Genomic DNA, 16,670 nt, shown 5'->3' with positions numbered 1-16,670 from the left:
AAGCGAATTTCAGGGCCACAAGGGCGATGGCCCAGGGTTCCTGACGGTGCTGGTGATGGTGGCGGTAGGCTATATTGACCATTCGGAATAAAGCACGCTGACCAGAGTTTTTCATGCTCTTCCCTCCTGGTACCCGTTGAATCGAACCGATGCAGGTAACTATGTCGTTCCTACCCAGATCCTTCCGCATGCGCCTGTTGCTGGCCTGTGTCATGGCGCTCGGGCTGGTGATGATTTTTTCCACTGTGCAGAGCATGGGGGTGGTACGCCAGGCATTGGTGGAAAATGCCCGTACCAATGTGCAGCAGATTTCCGCGATATTGAATCTCTCCATTGCGCCCGGCACGGCCACCGGGCAGTTCGAGCCCCTGCGGGACTTCCTGACCGAAATGCTGGCGCCTCGCGCCGCCAGCCGGCAGGGTAATGGCCTGGTCTATGTCGTGGTGGCGGGCGAGGATGGCGCCATTATTCTGCGTGCCGGGGATGCGCCACGGAAACTGCCGGGACCGGATGCACTCTCCCTGGAGGCGGTGGAACGTGGCCTGCTTCATGTGCGTCAGCCCATACTGCTGAAAAACAACCGAGTGGGCTATCTGCAATTTGGCCTGGCCACCGGGGCGCTGGTGGAGGCCTCTTACGGTGCGGCCCGCCAAAGCCTGCTGATCGCGGGTGTCGGCCTGCTGCTGCTGACAGGCGCCCTGTTGCTGATGGGCCTGACCGTGGCCCATCAGGTGGAAGGGCTGGCACGGGCTTCGAAGGCCCTGGCCGAGGGCGATCTCGGTGTCCGGGCGGCCGAATACCAGTCCGATGAATTCAGTCTCCTGGCCCGGAATTTCAACCGGATGGCCGAGGCGATCCAGGCCCGGGTGAATGAATTGCAACGATCCCGGGAAGAGGTGATGGAACTGAACCAGACCCTGGAGCAGCGGGTCTCCGAGCGGACCCGGGAATTGCACGAAAAAAACGCAGTGCTCGAAAAAATCGTCGCCGATCTCAATAGCGCCCGGAACCAACTGCTCCAGGCGGAGAAAATGGCCGGCCTGGGTGCCCTTGTGGCGGGGGTGGCCCATGAACTCAACACGCCCATCGGCAATGCCGTGATCGCCAGTTCCACCCTGGCGGAACGGACCCGGGCCTTTCTCAAGGAATATGAGGGCGGCCTGCGCCGTTCCAGTCTGGAACGCTATATGGAGACCGCCCAGGCCGGCAGCGACCTGATCCAGCGCAACCTCAGCCGGGCCAGCGAATTGATCGCCGGCTTCAAGCAGGTGGCTGCCGACCAGACCAGCTCCCAGCGGCGGGAGTTCGAACTGAAATCCACCCTGGCGGAAATCGTTGCCACCCTGGCTCCCTCGTTCCGCAAGACCGCCTACCGGTTGGAACTGGATGTGCAGGAGGGGCTGCTGATGGACAGCTATCCGGGGCCCCTGGGCCAGGTCATCAGCAATCTGGTGATCAATGCCCTGACCCATGCCTTCGCGGGCCGGGAGCAGGGGCTGATGCGTCTTTCGGCCCATCCGGACGAAACACCGGGAAGGGTGCTGATCGTTTTTTCGGATGACGGCATCGGCATTCCCCAGGAAAATCTCTCCCGCGTCTTCGATCCATTCTTTACCACCCGGCGTGGCCAGGGCGGTAGCGGACTGGGCCTGCACATCGTCTACAACATCATCAGTGGCGTGATGGGAGGCGAGATTCGCGCCGAATCGACAGCAATGGGGACCCGCTTCCTGATCAGCCTGCCCCTGGTTGCGCCGAAAAGGGAAGCCGCTTGACGCGCGCATGGTCGCTAGCGCCACCCCTGAGGATGAAAATGCGCAAAGGCAAATTGAACCCACCATCCCCGCCCCAGGGCGGGGCTACCCATCGGCTCGTTGCGCTCGACGATCGCACTTGGCTCCGTTGTACTTTTTCACGTTAAATCTGTCCGGGAATGAAATCATGACAGCACCCGATGATGACCGCCTGACGTTTATCGAGGATGAATCCATCGATTCCGGCAAGTCGCCCCTGTTCTGGCGACTGCTGGTTGTGGATGACGATGAGGACGTTCATCGCAGCACCGAATTCGCCCTGCGCGATCTGGTCATCTGTGAGCGGCCCCTGCGGTTGCTCCACGCCTATACCGCTGCGGAGGCGGAACAGATTCTGGCCAACGAACCGGATGTCGCCGTAGTCATCCTGGATGTGGTGATGGAGTCCGAGCAGGCCGGTCTGCAACTGGTGGAACGCATACGCCGGGGCCTGCAACTGACCAACCTGCGCATCATCCTGGCCACAGGTCAGCCCGGTTACGCTCCGGAGATGGAGGCGATTCGGGATTACGACATCAACGACTACAAGACCAAGAACGAACTCACCCGCAACAAGCTCTATACCTCCATCACTGCCGCCATCCGTTCCTACCAGCAGATTTGCAAGCTGGACGCCAGCCGCAACGGACTGGAACTGATCGTCTCTGCCAGCAACCAGTTGACCGGGGAAACCGGCATGCAGAGTTTCGCCGCCGGCGTCATCACCCAACTGGCGGCCCTGATCGGTGTTCCGCCGGAGGGGCTGGTGTGTGTGCAGCAAACAGAGCGCAGCAATGGCGACAGCGTTCCCCGCCGTATCGTCATCGCGGCGGCGGGGCAGTATGCGCCCTTCATTCGTGGGCGGCTGGAGGACATCGCCGACAGCACCGTGCGAGAGGCCTTCGGGCTGTGCTTCGAGCAGAAGGTCAGCATCTTTGCGAACGACCACATCGTGCTGTTCTTTCCCGCGGGCGCTGACCAGCACTTCGCCGCTTATATCGCCACCCACCATCCGCCCATCGACATCGATCGGCACCTGCTGGAGGTGTTCTGCACCAACATCAGCGTCTCGGCGGAAAACATCCGGCTGCTGAGCCGACTCCACGACTACGCCTATGTGGATCGTCTGCTGGCCATCCCCAACCGCACCGCCTTCGTCGAGGCCATGGAAGAAGGCAAGGGAGCCCTGGGTGGCAACGAGGCCCTGGTGGTGGCGCTGATCGACATCAACGAATTCGCCGAGATCAACGAGACTTTCGGCTGTGCCTATGGGGATGCCGTGTTGCGTGCCGCCGCGCTTCGCCTGGCCAGGCTTCCCGGCGACCGCATGGTGGCGCGGGTGGCGGGAGACGCCTTTGGAGTGCTGGGGCCGGCCAGCGCCGTGGTGCCCAATGAACTGCTCGCCCTGTTCGACGATCCTTTGGAAATGGATGGTCTGGAACATCGCATCTCGGTCTGCATCGGTCTGGTGCGACTGGAGGGGGAACACATCGATGGCCACATGGCCCTGGAGAACGCCAGCATCGCCCTGAAGCGGGCCAAGAGCCATGGCGCCGGCAGCCACGCCTACTACACCGAGCATGTGGGAGCCGCCATCCGAGAGCGCACCCGCCTGCTCTACGACCTGCGCCAGGCGGTGGCAAAGAATCTCCTGTTCCTCGCCTATCAGCCCCAGGTGGAGCTGATGACCGGACGGGTGGTAGGCCTGGAGGCCCTGATGCGCTGGCGCGACCAGCGCGGCAACCATGTGCCCCCGGATCGATTCATCCCGGTGGCGGAAAGCGCGGGCATCATTCGCGGCCTGGGCAAGTGGGTATTGCGCAGCGCCCTGCTGCAATTGAAGCGCCTGCACGAATCCGGCTGGCCCGAGCTGCGCATGGCGGTCAATGTGTCCGTGGTGCAGTTCGAAATGTTGGATTTCCTGGCGATGGTGCAGGAGAGTCTCGTCGAGGCGCGGATTTCCCCACGCTACCTGGAACTGGAAGTGACCGAGTCCGTGGCCATGACCGGGGCGGACCATGTGCGGGATGTGCTGCGCCAGCTCAAGGCCCTGGGGGTGACCATGGCCATCGACGATTTCGGCACCGGCTTCTCCTCCCTGTCCTATCTGGATAATCTGCCGGTGGATCGCCTGAAGATCGACAAGTCCTTCGTCTCCACCATCAATGGCCACGAGGAAGGGGCGCGCATTGCGGAAATGGTGGTGGATCTGGGTCGCAAGCTGGGCCTGACGGTGATTGCCGAAGGTGTGGAGACGGAGACCCAGGCCCAGTTGCTGAAGCGAGTCGGCTGCCATGAAGGCCAGGGCTATCTGTATGCACGTCCCTTGCCGGCCGATGACTTGCTTGGTTGGTTGACTTCGTTCGGAGTACCGACTTGACCCAGGCCTATTTCATTACCGGCACCGACACCGGGGTGGGCAAGACCTTCGCCACCTGCGCCCTGCTGCATCGCCTGGCGGGACAGGGCCTTCGGGTGGCCGCCATGAAGCCGGTGGCCGCCGGCCTGGATGCGGCGGGCCTGAACGAGGATGTGGAACTGCTGCGGGCCGCGGCCAATGTGCACTGCGCCCGCGACCTGATGAATCCCTATGCCTTGCGCAGTCCCGTCGCGCCCCATCTGGCGGCCGCGGAGGAGGGGCTGGAAATCCGCTTCGCGCCGATCCTGGCTGCTTTCGAGACACTGGCCAATCAGGTGGACATACTGCTGGTGGAGGGGATCGGCGGTTTTCGCGTGCCCCTGGGCCCTGATGGTGACTCAGCCGACCTGGCCCTGGCCATGGACCTGCCCCTGATCCTCGTGGTAGGCCTGCGTCTGGGTTGCATCAATCATGCCTTGTTGACCGTGGAAGCGATCCAGGCCCGGGGCTTGCGCCTGGCTGGGTGGGTGGGCAACTGCGTGGACCCGGTCATGGCCCGGAGGGAGGAAAACCTCGCCGCTCTGGCGGGCTACATCGATGCACCGCTGCTGGGTGTGTTGCCCTGGATGGACCGCCCGGACCCGGCGGTGGCGGCGGATTCCTTTACCTGGCTGCCACGGTAAGCTGGTCAGAACGCACGATGCAGGCACTCTGCTGATGGCAGGGCGGAGGCATGCTGCGGCGGGCAGATCATCTCTTGCCCTGGAGCTCGAGGTCCATGCAATGTCTTCTTATTCGATGTGGGGGGAGGCGAGTCTGGCATGGATGGCGCCATCGACCGGAATCACCACTCCGTTGATGTAGGCCGCCGCATCACTGGCAAGGAACAGGGCCGTGTGGGCGATGTCCTCCCCGGTGCCGAGGCGGCCACTGGGTACCTGGCGGCTGTAGCGGGCCGGGCCGTCGGGAAAGGTTTCCAGCCAGGCGCGGAGGCCCGGCGTGTCCATGGGGCCGGGTGAAATCGTGTTGGCGCGGATGCCCCGGCCGCCGAATTCCGTGGCCACGCTCTTCATCAGGCTGATGACTCCGGCCTTGGCGGCGCCGTAGGCGGCCAGACCACCCACCGCATTGAGGCCGGCGCCGGAAGTGGTGGAGAGTATGCAGCCGCAGCCCTGGGCCAGCATCACCGGCAGGGCGGCGTGGATGCCGTAGTACACCGAGTCCAGGTTGAGGGCGACGATGCGCCGGTAGTCCTCGATGCTCTGGATTTCGGTAGGAGTGGGGAAAGCGCCGCCGGCGTTGTTGAACATCACATCCAGGTGGCCGAATTCCTTGAGCGCCCGATCCACCAGCGCCTGCACCTGGGCCGGATCGGTGACATCGGCTACCTGGGCGACCACCCGGCCAGCTGCTGCTGCGACGGCCTGGTCGAGCTGGGTGCTGTTGATGTCGACGGCGACCACGGCGCAGCCCTCGGCGGCGAAGGCCTTGAGGCAGGCCAGGCCGATGCCGCTGGCGGCTCCGGTGAGAATGACGACGCGATCCTGAATGGCAATTTTCATAAAGGGTCTTTCATCGGATAAGTGACTCTGATCAGGTCGACGTCGACGCTGGTAAAAATCTCATGTATATCCTGCAAACTGCTTACGCCGGCTCCAGGATGACTACGGGGATTTCTCGTGTCGTCATCGCCTGGTATTGGCCATAGGTGGGCACCAAAGCCTCCAACTGGGACCACAAGGTCTTGCGTTCATCGCCCTGGGCGATACGCGCCCGAACCGGCCTTTTCTTCCTTTGGATGTAAATCGCCGCATCTGGATTGCATCTCAGGTTTTTGGCCCAGTAAGGGTCTTCCGGCATTCCGCCCCTGGACCCCACGATCATCAGCTTTCCGTCCAGTTGGAAGTACGGGAGAGCGACTTCCCGGGGCTGGCCCGTCTTGCTTCCCCGGGTTACCAACAGCAGGGCCGGGCGCGCCGTGAAGCCGGCATTCCTGGCAAACAGGTGATTCAACAGGGAGTGGCCGATCCACTTCACCAGAAACCGGTCCAGGGCCAGTCCCGAAGGAGACAACATCAGCTTGAGCAACATGGGAAATCCTCCTTGACTGTAGTGTGGAAAAGTATCAACGGAGCCGAGTGTAAACGTCGGGCGCAGCGGTACGGCCTTTCAGATTACCGCTTCGTCAGGTACCTCGAAATAGGCTTGATAGCGTCGGAACAAGGTGCGTTTGCGGCGCACTTCATCACTTTCTCCCACGCCGTATCGATGGGCCCCGAACTTGCCTTGGGGCTTGTTCTGCAGGTAGTGGACCATGCGCCGCTCCGCTTCTCCATCGAGAGACAGTCCGATCTGACGGTACACCTTGTGCAGGGCTTGCAGAGGATGCTTGACCAGGTCGGCGTAGAGGGAGTTCGAACATTGCTTTTTCGGGATTGAGCCACTTTCGAGCCAGTCTATGACTTGATCCAGTCGCGCCGCCATGTGCCGGGGCGACAGCAAGCCCTCGAAGGCCGCTACATCCAGGGGCTTGTCGCTGCGCATCCAGTAGAAGGTACCGGCCAGGTTGGTCACCGAAGCCTGTGCCTGGAGCGGGTCTCTGTGGGTCAGCAGCACCTGGGCGTCGGGGAAGACCTTGAACAGGGTGGGTAGGTAGTTCAGGTGGGACGGTGCCTTGAGCAGCCAGTGCTGGCGCGGATTGCGCCATTGCCAGAGCTGGAGCAGCTTCTTGTAGAACTGGTAGGGATATTCCCAATCGGCCTTGCTGCCCAGCCATGCCATGTAGCTGGGCACCTGGAACAGGAAGGGAATGTATTCGCTGATAAAGGTGCAGGCCTGGGCGATGATGCACTCGTTGGGCAGGCGCGCATCCATCTCGTGCATGGTGGCGTAGGTGGGTGCCACCCGGTTCCACTGGGTGATCAGGTGCTGGCAGTGCTCGATGCGGGGATCGGTGTCGTAGGTGGCGCGCTCGGGCGGGGGATAGGGAAACATCATCTCCCAGTGGCGCGGCAAGCCGAAGCGGGAATCCTGGGACAACAGTTCGAACAAGATGGAGGTGCCGGAGCGCGAGAGGCCGGCGATGATTACCGGACGGTCCACGACTTCGTCGGCAATCTCCGGGTGGGCCGTGAAGGCCGCCTGGACGCCGAGCAGTGCCTGGAGCCAGATCAACAGGTCGTTGCGGGTCATGAGGCGGCCGAAATAGTGCAGATCGGCCTCGTCCTCCAGCGCTTTCAGCAAAACCTCGAAGGGTTCCCGCCAGCGGTTGTCGCCGAAATCGGACAGGCCCGTCCTGCGGCAGGCTGTGTCGATCAACTCATCCGCGTTCAGGGGCACCAGGCTGCGAAGATCCGTATGCTGGCCCTCCGCGTTGAAGCGGGCCAACCATTCCGGTCGCGGGGGCGGCTGCCAGTCAAGGGTGCTGTCGCTCATGGTCTTCCTTCCATGGGGGCGTTCAGGTCAGTAGCCGAAGCGCCGGGTCACACCCCTGCGCCGGATGGCCAGTTGTTCGATGCGTTCGGCAGGGCTGATGTGCTTGACGCCGGGAGGTAGTCGCTGGTGCAGTTCATCCAGGGGTATCTGGGTCACCTGGGGGATCGGCTGTTGTTCCGAGAGCATCCAGCGGAAGGTCACATAGCCGGCGGCAAACCCCGAGCAATCCAGCCAGTTGGGCACGCCCGGGTCTTCGTGGGATACCACCACGATCAGTTCCCCGTCGTCCTCCCGCACCGCGTAGTGCATATTGGTGTTGGACAGCCGGTAGCGGTAATCCATGGTTTCCCACCAGGTGTTGCCGAATTCGACGCCCCAATAAACACACTCCTCGGGCGGCATAACCCGGATGATCAGGGCCTGGTCCGGCGGCAGTTCCCAGTAGCAAACCAGAGGATCGCCCCCCGGCGTTGCATCGATGCGATTCTTCTCCAGCTGCCAGTAGGACAGGAACTGATTTCGGTAGGGCTTCCAGCGGGCCAGCATTTCCGGCCAGTATTCGATGGAGTCCCGCAGCCAGCGGATGGAGTCGGTGAGCCCCCGGGCCAGGGCGGCCGGCGAGAGCAGCGGCGCCGGTAGTTGCGTGGAGACGCGGTCGATCTGGGCACGCATCGGCCGCTCCGTCTCCCAATCGGCGAAATACTGGCGGAAGGTGATGCGGAAGGTATCGGGCGTGGTGGGGAGCCAGTTGCCTGGCCGGGGCTCGGGGCCGATCCAGAGCTCGAAACTGCCGTCGGGTGCGGTCTCGATCTGGTGCCCGAACAGGACGTTGGCGACACGGCCGCCCCAGGGGGTCGCACCGGTTTCCACCGCCACCACGGAAAAATACCGGGCGCTGCCGCGATCGCCCCGGATCCGGTAGGTATCGGTGCCATTGATCTGGGCGCCCACATAGACGCAGTCGGAATTGTCGCCGCCCTGCTTGCGGGTCGGGTCGAAATAGCGGGCCAGCTCGGGGAAGAGAGGATCCCGGTATTCGTAATGGAACTGCCACGCCAGGGAGATGTTGCGCATCAATTGCTGGAAGCCTGCCGCCCGGTCCAGCGGGTGGTCCGGAATATCGGGCCGCAAGGGAATGCGTCCGGCCGCCTTCAGGTCGTCGCAAAACGCATCCCAGGCGGCCGTCAGTTTTTCGATGTCGTCGTCTTGCATGGACTATTTCGTGGTGGCATTAATCGCTAACGACTTGAGTTTTGAAAAATCGTGCGACGAATTGCGAGCGCAGCGAGCCAAGACAGTCGCCTCCCCCGTGAGGGGGAGCTTGGCCTGCCCTGAGCCCGTCGAAGGGGGAGGGGGCGGGCCTTTCTGCTGCTTTTCCGGCCAGACAGCAAAGACCCTTTTCGAAGCCTCTCATGTTTGGTTCCGGTTTGGCCGGTTTACGGCATGTAGGCGCCGCCGCTGACACTGATCAACTGGCCGGTGATGTAGCTGGAGCGCTCCGAAGCCAGGAACAGGGCCAGGTAGGCGATGTCCTCGGGCCGGCCCAGGCGAGGGATGGGCAGGCCGCTCATGTTGAACAGGGTGCCTTCCTCTCGGGCTTTTTCCATGTCTTCCGGTTTGCCCAGCTGTTCGAAGCCGAAACGGTTCCAGAAGCTGCCGTCCCCCACATTCTCCGATTTGTGGGGCACGATCCAGCCCGGGCAGATGTTGTTCACCCGCACCCCCTGCTTGGCCCATTCCCAGGCCAGGGCCTTGGAAAGGCTGTTCACGAAGCCCTTGGTGGCGCCGTAGTGGGCCACCCCGGCGGCCGCTTCTCCCAGCAGGGAAGAGTTTGAGGAAATGTTGATGATGCTGCCCTGGCCCCGGGCCAGCATGTCCCGGCCCACCACCTGGCAGCAGTTCACCACGCCGTCGATGTTGAGGGCGATTTCCCAGCGCCGGGCCTCGTCGTCGAGTTCGGCGAAGGCGGCGGGATGGGCGACGCCGCCGGCATTATTGACCAGGGCATCCACCGGACCGAACCGGCGAAGGGTCTCGGCCACCATGGCTTCCACGCTGGCCCGCTGGGTCACGTCGGTGGCCAGGGCCAGCACCTGCCCGGCCAGACCCTGATCGGCTGCCTGCCGGGCAAGCTTCTCCCCAGTGGTCGCGTCCCGGGAGGCGCTCACCACGTTGCAACCCTCCCGGGCGAATTCCAGCACCAACCCCTGGCCGATACCGCCACTGCCGCCGGTGATGATGACAGTCTTGCCCTGCATGTTCAGATCCATTGTCGATTTCCCCTGAATGTCAGACTTCGTTCGGCACGTTGTGGAATTGCTGATAGCGGGCAAAAATGATCCGCTCCCGGGCGATCTGTTCCTGCTCGCCCACGCGATAGACGTTCTGGCCGAACTTGCCCTGGGGCTTGTGAGCCAGGTAGTTGGCCACCGCCTGCCGGGCCTGGTCCGGGAAGGGCAGGTCCATCTTCCGGTAGAGGTCGGTGAGGGCCTCCAGGGGGGAGTGCATCAGGTCGGAGAAGAGAAAATCATGGACCTGAGCCCGGGAAACTTCGCCGGCTTCGAGCTGATCGATGATCCGATTCAGGCTGAAGGCGTAGGCCTCGGGGGTCATCAGGCGCTCGAAGGAGCCGGCATCGAAGGGCTTGTCGCTGCGCATCCAATACAGGGTGCCCAGCAGGTTGGTGACCGAGGCCCGGGCCTTGATCGGGTCCCGGTGGGTATAGACCACCCGGGCGTCGGGGAAGACCTGGAACAGCACCGGCAGGCTCTCGATATGGCTTGGGGATTTCAATAGCCAGTGGCGGCGCGGGTTCTTCCATTGCAGCAGCTTCAGCATGCGCTTGTAGTAGGCGTAGGGCACCGTGAGGTCCGCCTGGGCCAGCCAGGCGTAGTAGCTGGGAATCTGGAACAGGCCGGTCAGGTTATCTGTGACGAAGGTGCAGTTCATGGCCACCTTGCACTCGTTGGGGATGGTGGCGCCCAGCTCGTGCATGGAGAGGAAGGACGGCGCCACCCGGTGCCATTGGGTCAAGAGGTGCTGGGCGCAGGCGATGCGCGGGTCGCTGCGGTAGGTGGCGGCCTCCGGCGGTGGGCAGGGGAACATGATCTCCCAGTTCATTGGCGCACCGAACTGGCTGTCGGCGGAAAGCAGCTCGAACAGGATGGAGGTGCCGGAGCGGGCCTGGCCGACGATGAACACTGGCGCATCCACGATCTCATCTTCGATCTGCGGGTGACGCCGATAGGCTTCCTCGATCTCCAGTCTTTCCTGGAGCCAGATCAAGAGATCGCTGCGGGTCATCAGGCGGCCAAAGAGGTTCAGTTCCGCCTCCTCGTTGATGGCCTTCACCAGCACTTCAAAGGGTTCCCGCCATTCGTCCTTGCCGAAGTCGGACAGTCCCGTGTTGGCCATGGCCGTGTCGATCAGTTCCTGGGGATGGAGGGGAACCAGGCTGGCGATGTCCATGCCCCGGCCTTCCTCATTGACCCGGGCCAGCCAGTCGGGGCGAGGCGGGGGTGTCCAGTCCAGCGGATTGTCTGTACTCATGGGGTTTCTCCCGACAATGGCGCCACAGGTCAGAGATTGCCGAAGCGGTTGATCACGCCCCGGCGTCGGGCCGCCAGTTGCGCCCGGCGTCCTTCCGGGGTGATGCGCTTCACACTGGCTGGCAAGTGCTCGAACAATTCCGCGGCCTTGACCTGGGTGGCCTGGGGAACCGGACAACTGTCGGCCAGCATCCAGCGGTGGCAGACATAGCCTTCGGCATAACCCGAGGGATCGAGCCAGTTGGGCAGGCCCGGGTCCTCGTGGGCAATGACCACGATCAGTTCACCGTCATCTTCCAGTTGGGCGTAATGGCAGTTGGTGTTGGACAGCCGGTAGCGGTAGTCCATGGTGGTCCACCAGAAGTTGCCGAACTCCACCGCCCAGTATTGGCAGCGGGGGGGGCGCACCCGGATGATCAGGGCCTCGTCCGTCGGCAGTTGCCAGTAGGCGACCATGGGCTCGCCGCCGGGGGTGGCGTCGATGGCCTGGTCGGCCAGCTGCTTGTAGGAGCGGAAGGTGTTGGGGATGGCCTTCCACATGTTGATCATGTAGATCCAGAACTCGATGGATTCATTGACCCATTTCGCCGAGGCCAGCAGTTGTTTGGCGAGGCGTTCTGGCGTTGGCGGCGAGGGCGGGCTCATGTCGCCGGTGAGGCGGTCGATGCGGGCCTTCATGGGGCGTTCGCTTTCCCAGTCGGCGAAGAACTGGCGGAAGGTGACGCGGAAAGTCTCCGGCGTGGTGCGCAGCCAATTGCCGGTGTAGCCATCGGGCCGGGCCGGGCCGATCATCAACTCGAAGCGGCTGTCGGCATCCACCTGGAGGTCGTCGGCGAAGAGGGTCTGGGCCACCTTGCCGCCCCAGGGCGTCTGTCCCTTTTCCACCGAGGTGACGGCGAAATAGCGGGCGCTGCCCCGGTCGCCGCTGATGCGGTAGGTGTCGCTGCCGTTGATGGTGGCGCCCACATAGACCGCGTCGGTGTTGTCGCCTCCTTGCTTGCGTACCGGGTCGAAGTAGTGGATCAGTTCCGGGTACAGGGGATCGGCGTAGTCATGCTGGAAGTTCAGTGCCAGGGAGATGTTGCGGGCCAGGACCTCGAAACCGGCGCTGCGGTCATTGACATGGGCCGGCACCGTGGGGCCGAAGGGAATGTCCCCGGCCCGCTTCAACTCGTCGCAGAAGTCAGCCCAGGCCTGGCGCAGCGTGGTTTCATGGTTGGCATCGCTCATTTCTCGCTCCCTCGTGTTTTGTCAGGCGGATTTCTTCAGATCCCGCACCACGTCGGCCCAATGGCCCGGGTCCGGGCAACGATTGTGGGTGATGCTGACGCTGTCGGCGATGCCGTCCAGACGGGCGCGTAGCTTGCCGGCGATTTCGTGGCGCTCCCCGACGACGGCGATTTCATTGAGGATGGTGTCGTCGATCAGATCGGTCATGTCATCCCAGCGGCCTTCCTTGGACAGTCGATTGAGCTCCTGATGGACGCCCTCCCAGCCATGGCAGGCCAGGGTCGGCAGATAGGCCGGGGTGGAGCCGTAGAAGGCCAGTTGCTTGCGGGCTGCCAGTTTGGAGGCGGCAAGCTTTTCCTCCGTGTCGGCGGTCACCACCAGGGTGGCGCTCATCACCTCGATATCACTACGCTGGCGGCCAGACTTGGTCAGGCCCTGTTGCAGCGCGGGCAGAGTGTTTTCCAGCAGGGAGCGGCGGGTGTTGAAGGGGTGAGAGATGAAACCGTCGGCCGCTTCGCCGGCGACCGCAGTCATCAGGGGGCCGAAGCCACCAGTGAAGATCGGCGGCGGGCCATAGGGATTGGGCCCCGGATTGAAGGCCGGAATCATGATCGTGTGGGTGTAGAAGCGGCCCTTGAAATCAAGGGGACCCTTGCCTTCCCAGCAGTTCCAGATGGCCTTGATGGCCAGTACGATTTCCCGCATCCGCTCGGCCGGATGAGACCAGGTGGAGCTGAAGCGCTTCTCGATGTGGGGCTTGACCTGGGAGCCCAGGCCCAGCACAAATCGGCCGCCGCTGATGGACTGCATGTCGTAGCCCAGGTTGGCCAGGTTCATGGGGTTGCGGGCGAAGGCGATGGCGATGGCCGTGCCCAGACGCAGGGTGGTGGTGTGCTCGGCGGCCACGGCCAGGGCCAGGAAAGGGTCGTGCTTGGCTTCGAAGGAAAAGCCCCCGTCGTAGCCGATATCCTCCAGCTCCTTGTAGAGGGTGCGGGCCTTGCGGGGGTCTTCCAGGGGGGCGGTGGTGTAGATTTTCATAGTGTTGTGTCCACTGTCGACGGAGGGTTGGCTAGAAGTTTTTCGGCAAGCCGAGCTTGCGCGTGGCGATGATGTTGCGTTGAACCTCGGAGGTGCCGCCGCCGATGGTTTCAAGGACCGTCAGCACGTAGCTACCCGGGGCTCGTCCTTCAATGGGGGCGCCATGGTTGTCGGCGGTCAGTTGGCTTCCGGGACCGATGATGTCCATGGTGGCATCGGCAAGACGGCGCGAAAATTCCGTGGAGTAAAGCTTGTAGTGCGATGCTTCTGCCGTCGGGGTCTTGGTCGCATTGAGTGCTGCATCCACGAACCGTATCCCCAGTACGCGGGCCACCTCGCACTCGGTGGCCAGTTGCGCTATTTTCTGGCGAGCGACCGGATCGTCCTTGAGTGGCTTTCCGTCGCGCTTTGCTGTCTTGACGTAATCGCAGAGTAGTTCGGTGCGTCCCCTGATTGGCGAGAAGGTGAACATGCCGAACCGCTCGATATCCAGCGCTTCGGCAATGTACTGGAAGCCCTTGTTGAGTTCGCCGACGCGATAGTCGTCAGGTATGAAAACATTGTCGAAAAAGACAGCGTTGGTGCGTTCTCCACCAATGGTATACATCGGCTGGATGGTCAGTCCCGGATGATTCATGGGCAACAGGAACAGTGTGATGCCGTGATGCTTCGGGGCATCGGGATCGGTGCGCACGCCGACCCAGTACCAGTCGGCGAAGTGTGCCGACGTGGTGAACGACTTCTGCCCGTTCAGAATCCAGCCTTCCCCGCTGCGTTCAGCCTTGAGCTTCATGGCGGCTGAATCCGATCCTGCGGATGGCTCTGTGTAACCGAGGGCGAATTCGATTTCCGCATTGAGTATCTTGGACAGGAATTCGCGCTTCAGTTTTTCCGATCCGACCTTGATCAGCGTCTTTCCGACGACACCGGTGCCTTTGCCCAATTGAGGGGCACCCACCGAGGAAAGCTTTTCGTTCAGGAGGTATTCGTAGAAACCCTGGCCATCCTGCCCCCCATAGGCTACAGGCCAAGTGATTCCCAACCAGCCCCGGGCGGCGAGCTTTTTCATGAAGGCCCGACGGGTCGGTGTATCGGCGAGTTGCGCCAGATTTTCCCGATGGAGATCCATGACTTCGGGGTCATGATTTTCTTCGAGGAATCTGCCGATATCGCGGAGGAACTGTTTCTCGTCTTCTGAAAACTCGAAATCCATGTTTGAGATATCCCGTTGATGGATTGTCCTCCGCCAGGGTTGCGAGGTGATACTGCGAAGGAATGAAATACATCCTAGTACTTTCGCTGACCGCGGTCAATGAGATTCTTGGCGAAATATTTCGCTGGCCCGCCACGCAGGGTAATGGGGTGGGTCAGACCATCAGCGCTTCGGCGAGAAGACTGGTGAGGAGGGCGATGCGGGGCCGGCTGGTGTCGAAGGAGGACTGGGGGTTGACCAGGAAACCGAAAAAACTCAAGCGCAACGTATCGGCCAGCTTGGCGGCGTCGATGCCCTTGCGCAGGACCCCTCGTTGTTGCAAGTGCCGGATCTGCGCAGAGAGCGCGTTGCCGAAGGCGGTGTGAACAATGCTCAAGCGCTGGGATCCGCCCTGACGCACGATGGCCAGATTGATCTGGCGCACCAGTTCCAGGTCGCCCACCGCCTGGTGCTCCTCCAGCACGATGTCGGTGAGCCTGGCGAGGAAAACCTTTGCGTCGGCTGCCTCAGAGAGCTCATGCTCGATGCGTTCCGCCATGGCTTCGGAGATCCTTCGTTGACGCTCCAGCAGCACATGGTCCTTGGTGGGGAAATGGAAAAAGAAGGTCCCCTTGGCCACCTTGGCCCGCAGGCAGATTTCGCTGACCTTGGTCTGATCTACGCCTACCCGCCTGAACTCTTCGAGGGCGGTCTCATAGACGCGGGCAAAGGTTTCCTGGCGCTGTAGCTCGCGACTGGTGGGCTGTTTCACCTTCAGACCGCCAGTTCCTCAGCCATGGGCACGGCGGGATAGTGGAAGGCCATCGGTCCATCGGGACGACCATCCACAAACTGGCGCACGAAGGGGTCCGAGGAATGGGCGATCTCATCGGTCGGGCCTTCGGCTACCACCACGCCGTCGGCGATGAAATAGACGTAATCCACCACCTTGAGGGATTCCGAGACATCGTAGGTGACGACGATGGAGGAGACGCCCAGGGCATCGTTGAGTTGCCGGATCAGGTTGGCGATGACGTTGAGGGAAATCGGATCGAGGCCGGCGAAGGGCTCGTCGTACATCAGCAGCAAAGGGTCCAGGGCGATGGCCCGGGCCAGGGCCACGCGCCGGGCCATGCCGCCGGAAAGCTCCGCCGGCATCAGCTGGTCGGCACCCCGAAGGCCCACCGAGTGCAGCTTCATCAGCACCAGGTCGTGGATCAGATCTTCCGGCAGGTCGGTGTGCTCCCGCATCGGGAAGGCAATGTTGTCGAAGACCGAGAGGTCGCTGAACAGCCCCCCCAGTTGCTGCATCACGCCGATCTTCTTGCGCAGGGCGTAAAGGCCGTCAGTATCCAGTTCATGGACCATCTGGCCGTCCATCATGGCACTGCCCTGCGCCGGGACCAACTGTCCGCCGAGAATCTTGAGGAGCGTGGTCTTGCCGCAGCCCGAGGCCCCCAGGATGGCCACGATCTTGCCCTTGGGTACCTTGAGGTTGATGCCCCGCAGGATCTGGCGCGGGCCATGGGCGAAATGGATGTCGCGGAATTCGGCGATGGGGGGTGTGGCATTCATGGGAATCGTGACCGGGAAAACGGGCGCAAGTATAGCCGCTGCCCAGGGTTCAATTCGAGTCGAGGCAGGCGATGATGCGGGCGGCGAAGCTTTTCAGTTTTTCCGCATCTTCCATTTTCGCGGCATGAAGGCCAAGGGGTTCGCCGCCTCGGCGGGGAATGATGTGGAAATGCACATGGGGCACGGTCTGGCCGGCGGCGGCGCCATTGACCTGGGCCAGCAGGATGCCCGGCGCTTCCAGGGCCGCCCGCACCGCCCGGGCGACTTTTTGGGTGCTGGCGATCAGGGCATGGGCCGCTTCCGGTGATAGATCGAATATCGTTTCTGCCGGTTCCCTGGGAATCACCAGGGTGTGGCCGTCGGCCTGGGGCATGATGTCCATGAAGGCCAGGGTGTGGGCGTCCTCATGAACCGGAATGCAGGGGATTTCACCTCTGAGGATTCTGGCGAAGATGTTTTGCGGATCGTAGGCCATGGGGTTCCCTCCTGTGGGTGGTGGG

15 protein-coding genes are annotated in these 16,670 nt (G+C 62.5%); 3 read left to right on the top strand and 12 right to left on the bottom strand.

Annotated elements, in window-relative coordinates:
- Nucleotides 1-161 precede the first annotated feature (161 nt).
- The 3 genes from DENOEST_RS10665 to bioD all read left to right on the top strand — a co-directional run bounded on the left by DENOEST_RS10665 (nt 162) and on the right by bioD (nt 4,835).
- On the top strand, nt 162-1,775 hold the full coding sequence (locus tag DENOEST_RS10665; protein WP_170228300.1) for a sensor histidine kinase: 1,614 nt from the start codon (nt 162-164) through the stop codon (nt 1,773-1,775).
- A gap of 166 nt (nt 1,776-1,941) precedes the next feature.
- Nucleotides 1,942-4,173 carry a putative bifunctional diguanylate cyclase/phosphodiesterase gene (locus DENOEST_RS10660; protein WP_170228299.1) on the top strand — a complete coding sequence of 744 codons (2,232 nt, stop codon included), beginning with the start codon at nt 1,942-1,944 and terminating at the stop codon, nt 4,171-4,173.
- Nucleotides 4,170-4,835 carry a dethiobiotin synthase gene (gene bioD / locus DENOEST_RS10655; protein ID WP_145772097.1) on the top strand — a complete coding sequence of 222 codons (666 nt, stop codon included), beginning with the start codon at nt 4,170-4,172 and terminating at the stop codon, nt 4,833-4,835. Before DENOEST_RS10660 ends, bioD begins: the two co-directional genes overlap by 4 nt.
- A 108-nt stretch (nt 4,836-4,943) precedes the next feature.
- Here bioD and DENOEST_RS10650 read toward each other — a convergent pair whose 3' ends face one another.
- The 12 genes from DENOEST_RS10650 to DENOEST_RS10595 form a co-directional block, all read right to left on the bottom strand.
- The gene (locus DENOEST_RS10650; RefSeq protein ID WP_145772096.1) at nt 4,944-5,714 is read right to left on the bottom strand and encodes an SDR family NAD(P)-dependent oxidoreductase; all 771 of its coding nucleotides are present in this window, start codon (nt 5,712-5,714) and stop codon (nt 4,944-4,946) included.
- 82 nt (nt 5,715-5,796) lie between these two features.
- Nucleotides 5,797-6,243, bottom strand: coding sequence for a nitroreductase/quinone reductase family protein (locus DENOEST_RS10645; protein WP_145772095.1), 447 nt, complete (start codon nt 6,241-6,243; stop codon nt 5,797-5,799).
- A gap of 78 nt (nt 6,244-6,321) precedes the next feature.
- The gene (locus DENOEST_RS10640) at nt 6,322-7,587 is read right to left on the bottom strand and encodes a sulfotransferase family protein (protein ID WP_145772094.1); all 1,266 of its coding nucleotides are present in this window, start codon (nt 7,585-7,587) and stop codon (nt 6,322-6,324) included.
- A gap of 27 nt (nt 7,588-7,614) precedes the next feature.
- The gene (locus DENOEST_RS10635; RefSeq protein ID WP_145772093.1) at nt 7,615-8,799 is read right to left on the bottom strand and encodes a DUF1214 domain-containing protein; all 1,185 of its coding nucleotides are present in this window, start codon (nt 8,797-8,799) and stop codon (nt 7,615-7,617) included.
- Nucleotides 8,800-9,023: 224 nt separating this feature from the next.
- Nucleotides 9,024-9,857: an SDR family NAD(P)-dependent oxidoreductase gene (locus tag DENOEST_RS10630; protein ID WP_145772092.1), complete on the bottom strand. Its 834-nt coding sequence runs from the start codon at nt 9,855-9,857 to the stop codon at nt 9,024-9,026.
- Between the two features lie 19 nt (nt 9,858-9,876).
- Complete coding sequence (locus DENOEST_RS10625; protein ID WP_145772091.1) at nt 9,877-11,136, bottom strand: sulfotransferase family protein; 1,260 nt, start codon at nt 11,134-11,136, stop codon at nt 9,877-9,879.
- A 29-nt stretch (nt 11,137-11,165) separates the two neighbouring features.
- Nucleotides 11,166-12,365, bottom strand: a complete 1,200-nt coding sequence (locus DENOEST_RS10620) for a DUF1214 domain-containing protein (RefSeq protein WP_183148236.1) — start codon at nt 12,363-12,365, stop codon at nt 11,166-11,168.
- 21 nt (nt 12,366-12,386) lie between these two features.
- A complete protein-coding gene (locus tag DENOEST_RS10615; protein WP_183148235.1) occupies nt 12,387-13,403 on the bottom strand; it encodes a TIGR03617 family F420-dependent LLM class oxidoreductase in 1,017 nt (338 codons plus the stop codon).
- 31 nt (nt 13,404-13,434) lie between these two features.
- The gene (locus tag DENOEST_RS10610) at nt 13,435-14,616 is read right to left on the bottom strand and encodes an acyl-CoA dehydrogenase family protein (RefSeq protein ID WP_145770942.1); all 1,182 of its coding nucleotides are present in this window, start codon (nt 14,614-14,616) and stop codon (nt 13,435-13,437) included.
- A 154-nt stretch (nt 14,617-14,770) separates the two neighbouring features.
- A complete protein-coding gene (locus DENOEST_RS10605) occupies nt 14,771-15,367 on the bottom strand; it encodes a TetR/AcrR family transcriptional regulator (RefSeq protein WP_170228210.1) in 597 nt (198 codons plus the stop codon).
- A 2-nt stretch (nt 15,368-15,369) separates the two neighbouring features.
- Nucleotides 15,370-16,170, bottom strand: coding sequence for an ABC transporter ATP-binding protein (locus DENOEST_RS10600; RefSeq protein ID WP_145770940.1), 801 nt, complete (start codon nt 16,168-16,170; stop codon nt 15,370-15,372).
- A 49-nt stretch (nt 16,171-16,219) separates the two neighbouring features.
- On the bottom strand, nt 16,220-16,645 hold the full coding sequence (locus DENOEST_RS10595; RefSeq protein ID WP_145770939.1) for an HIT family protein: 426 nt from the start codon (nt 16,643-16,645) through the stop codon (nt 16,220-16,222).
- Between the last annotated feature and the right edge of the window lie 25 nt (nt 16,646-16,670).

The organism is Denitratisoma oestradiolicum, assembly GCF_902813185.1.
Taxonomy (GTDB): domain Bacteria; phylum Pseudomonadota; class Gammaproteobacteria; order Burkholderiales; family Rhodocyclaceae; genus Denitratisoma; species Denitratisoma oestradiolicum.
Note: the sequence above shows the minus strand (reverse complement) of the source record. Positions and strands in the feature narration are given on the sequence as shown.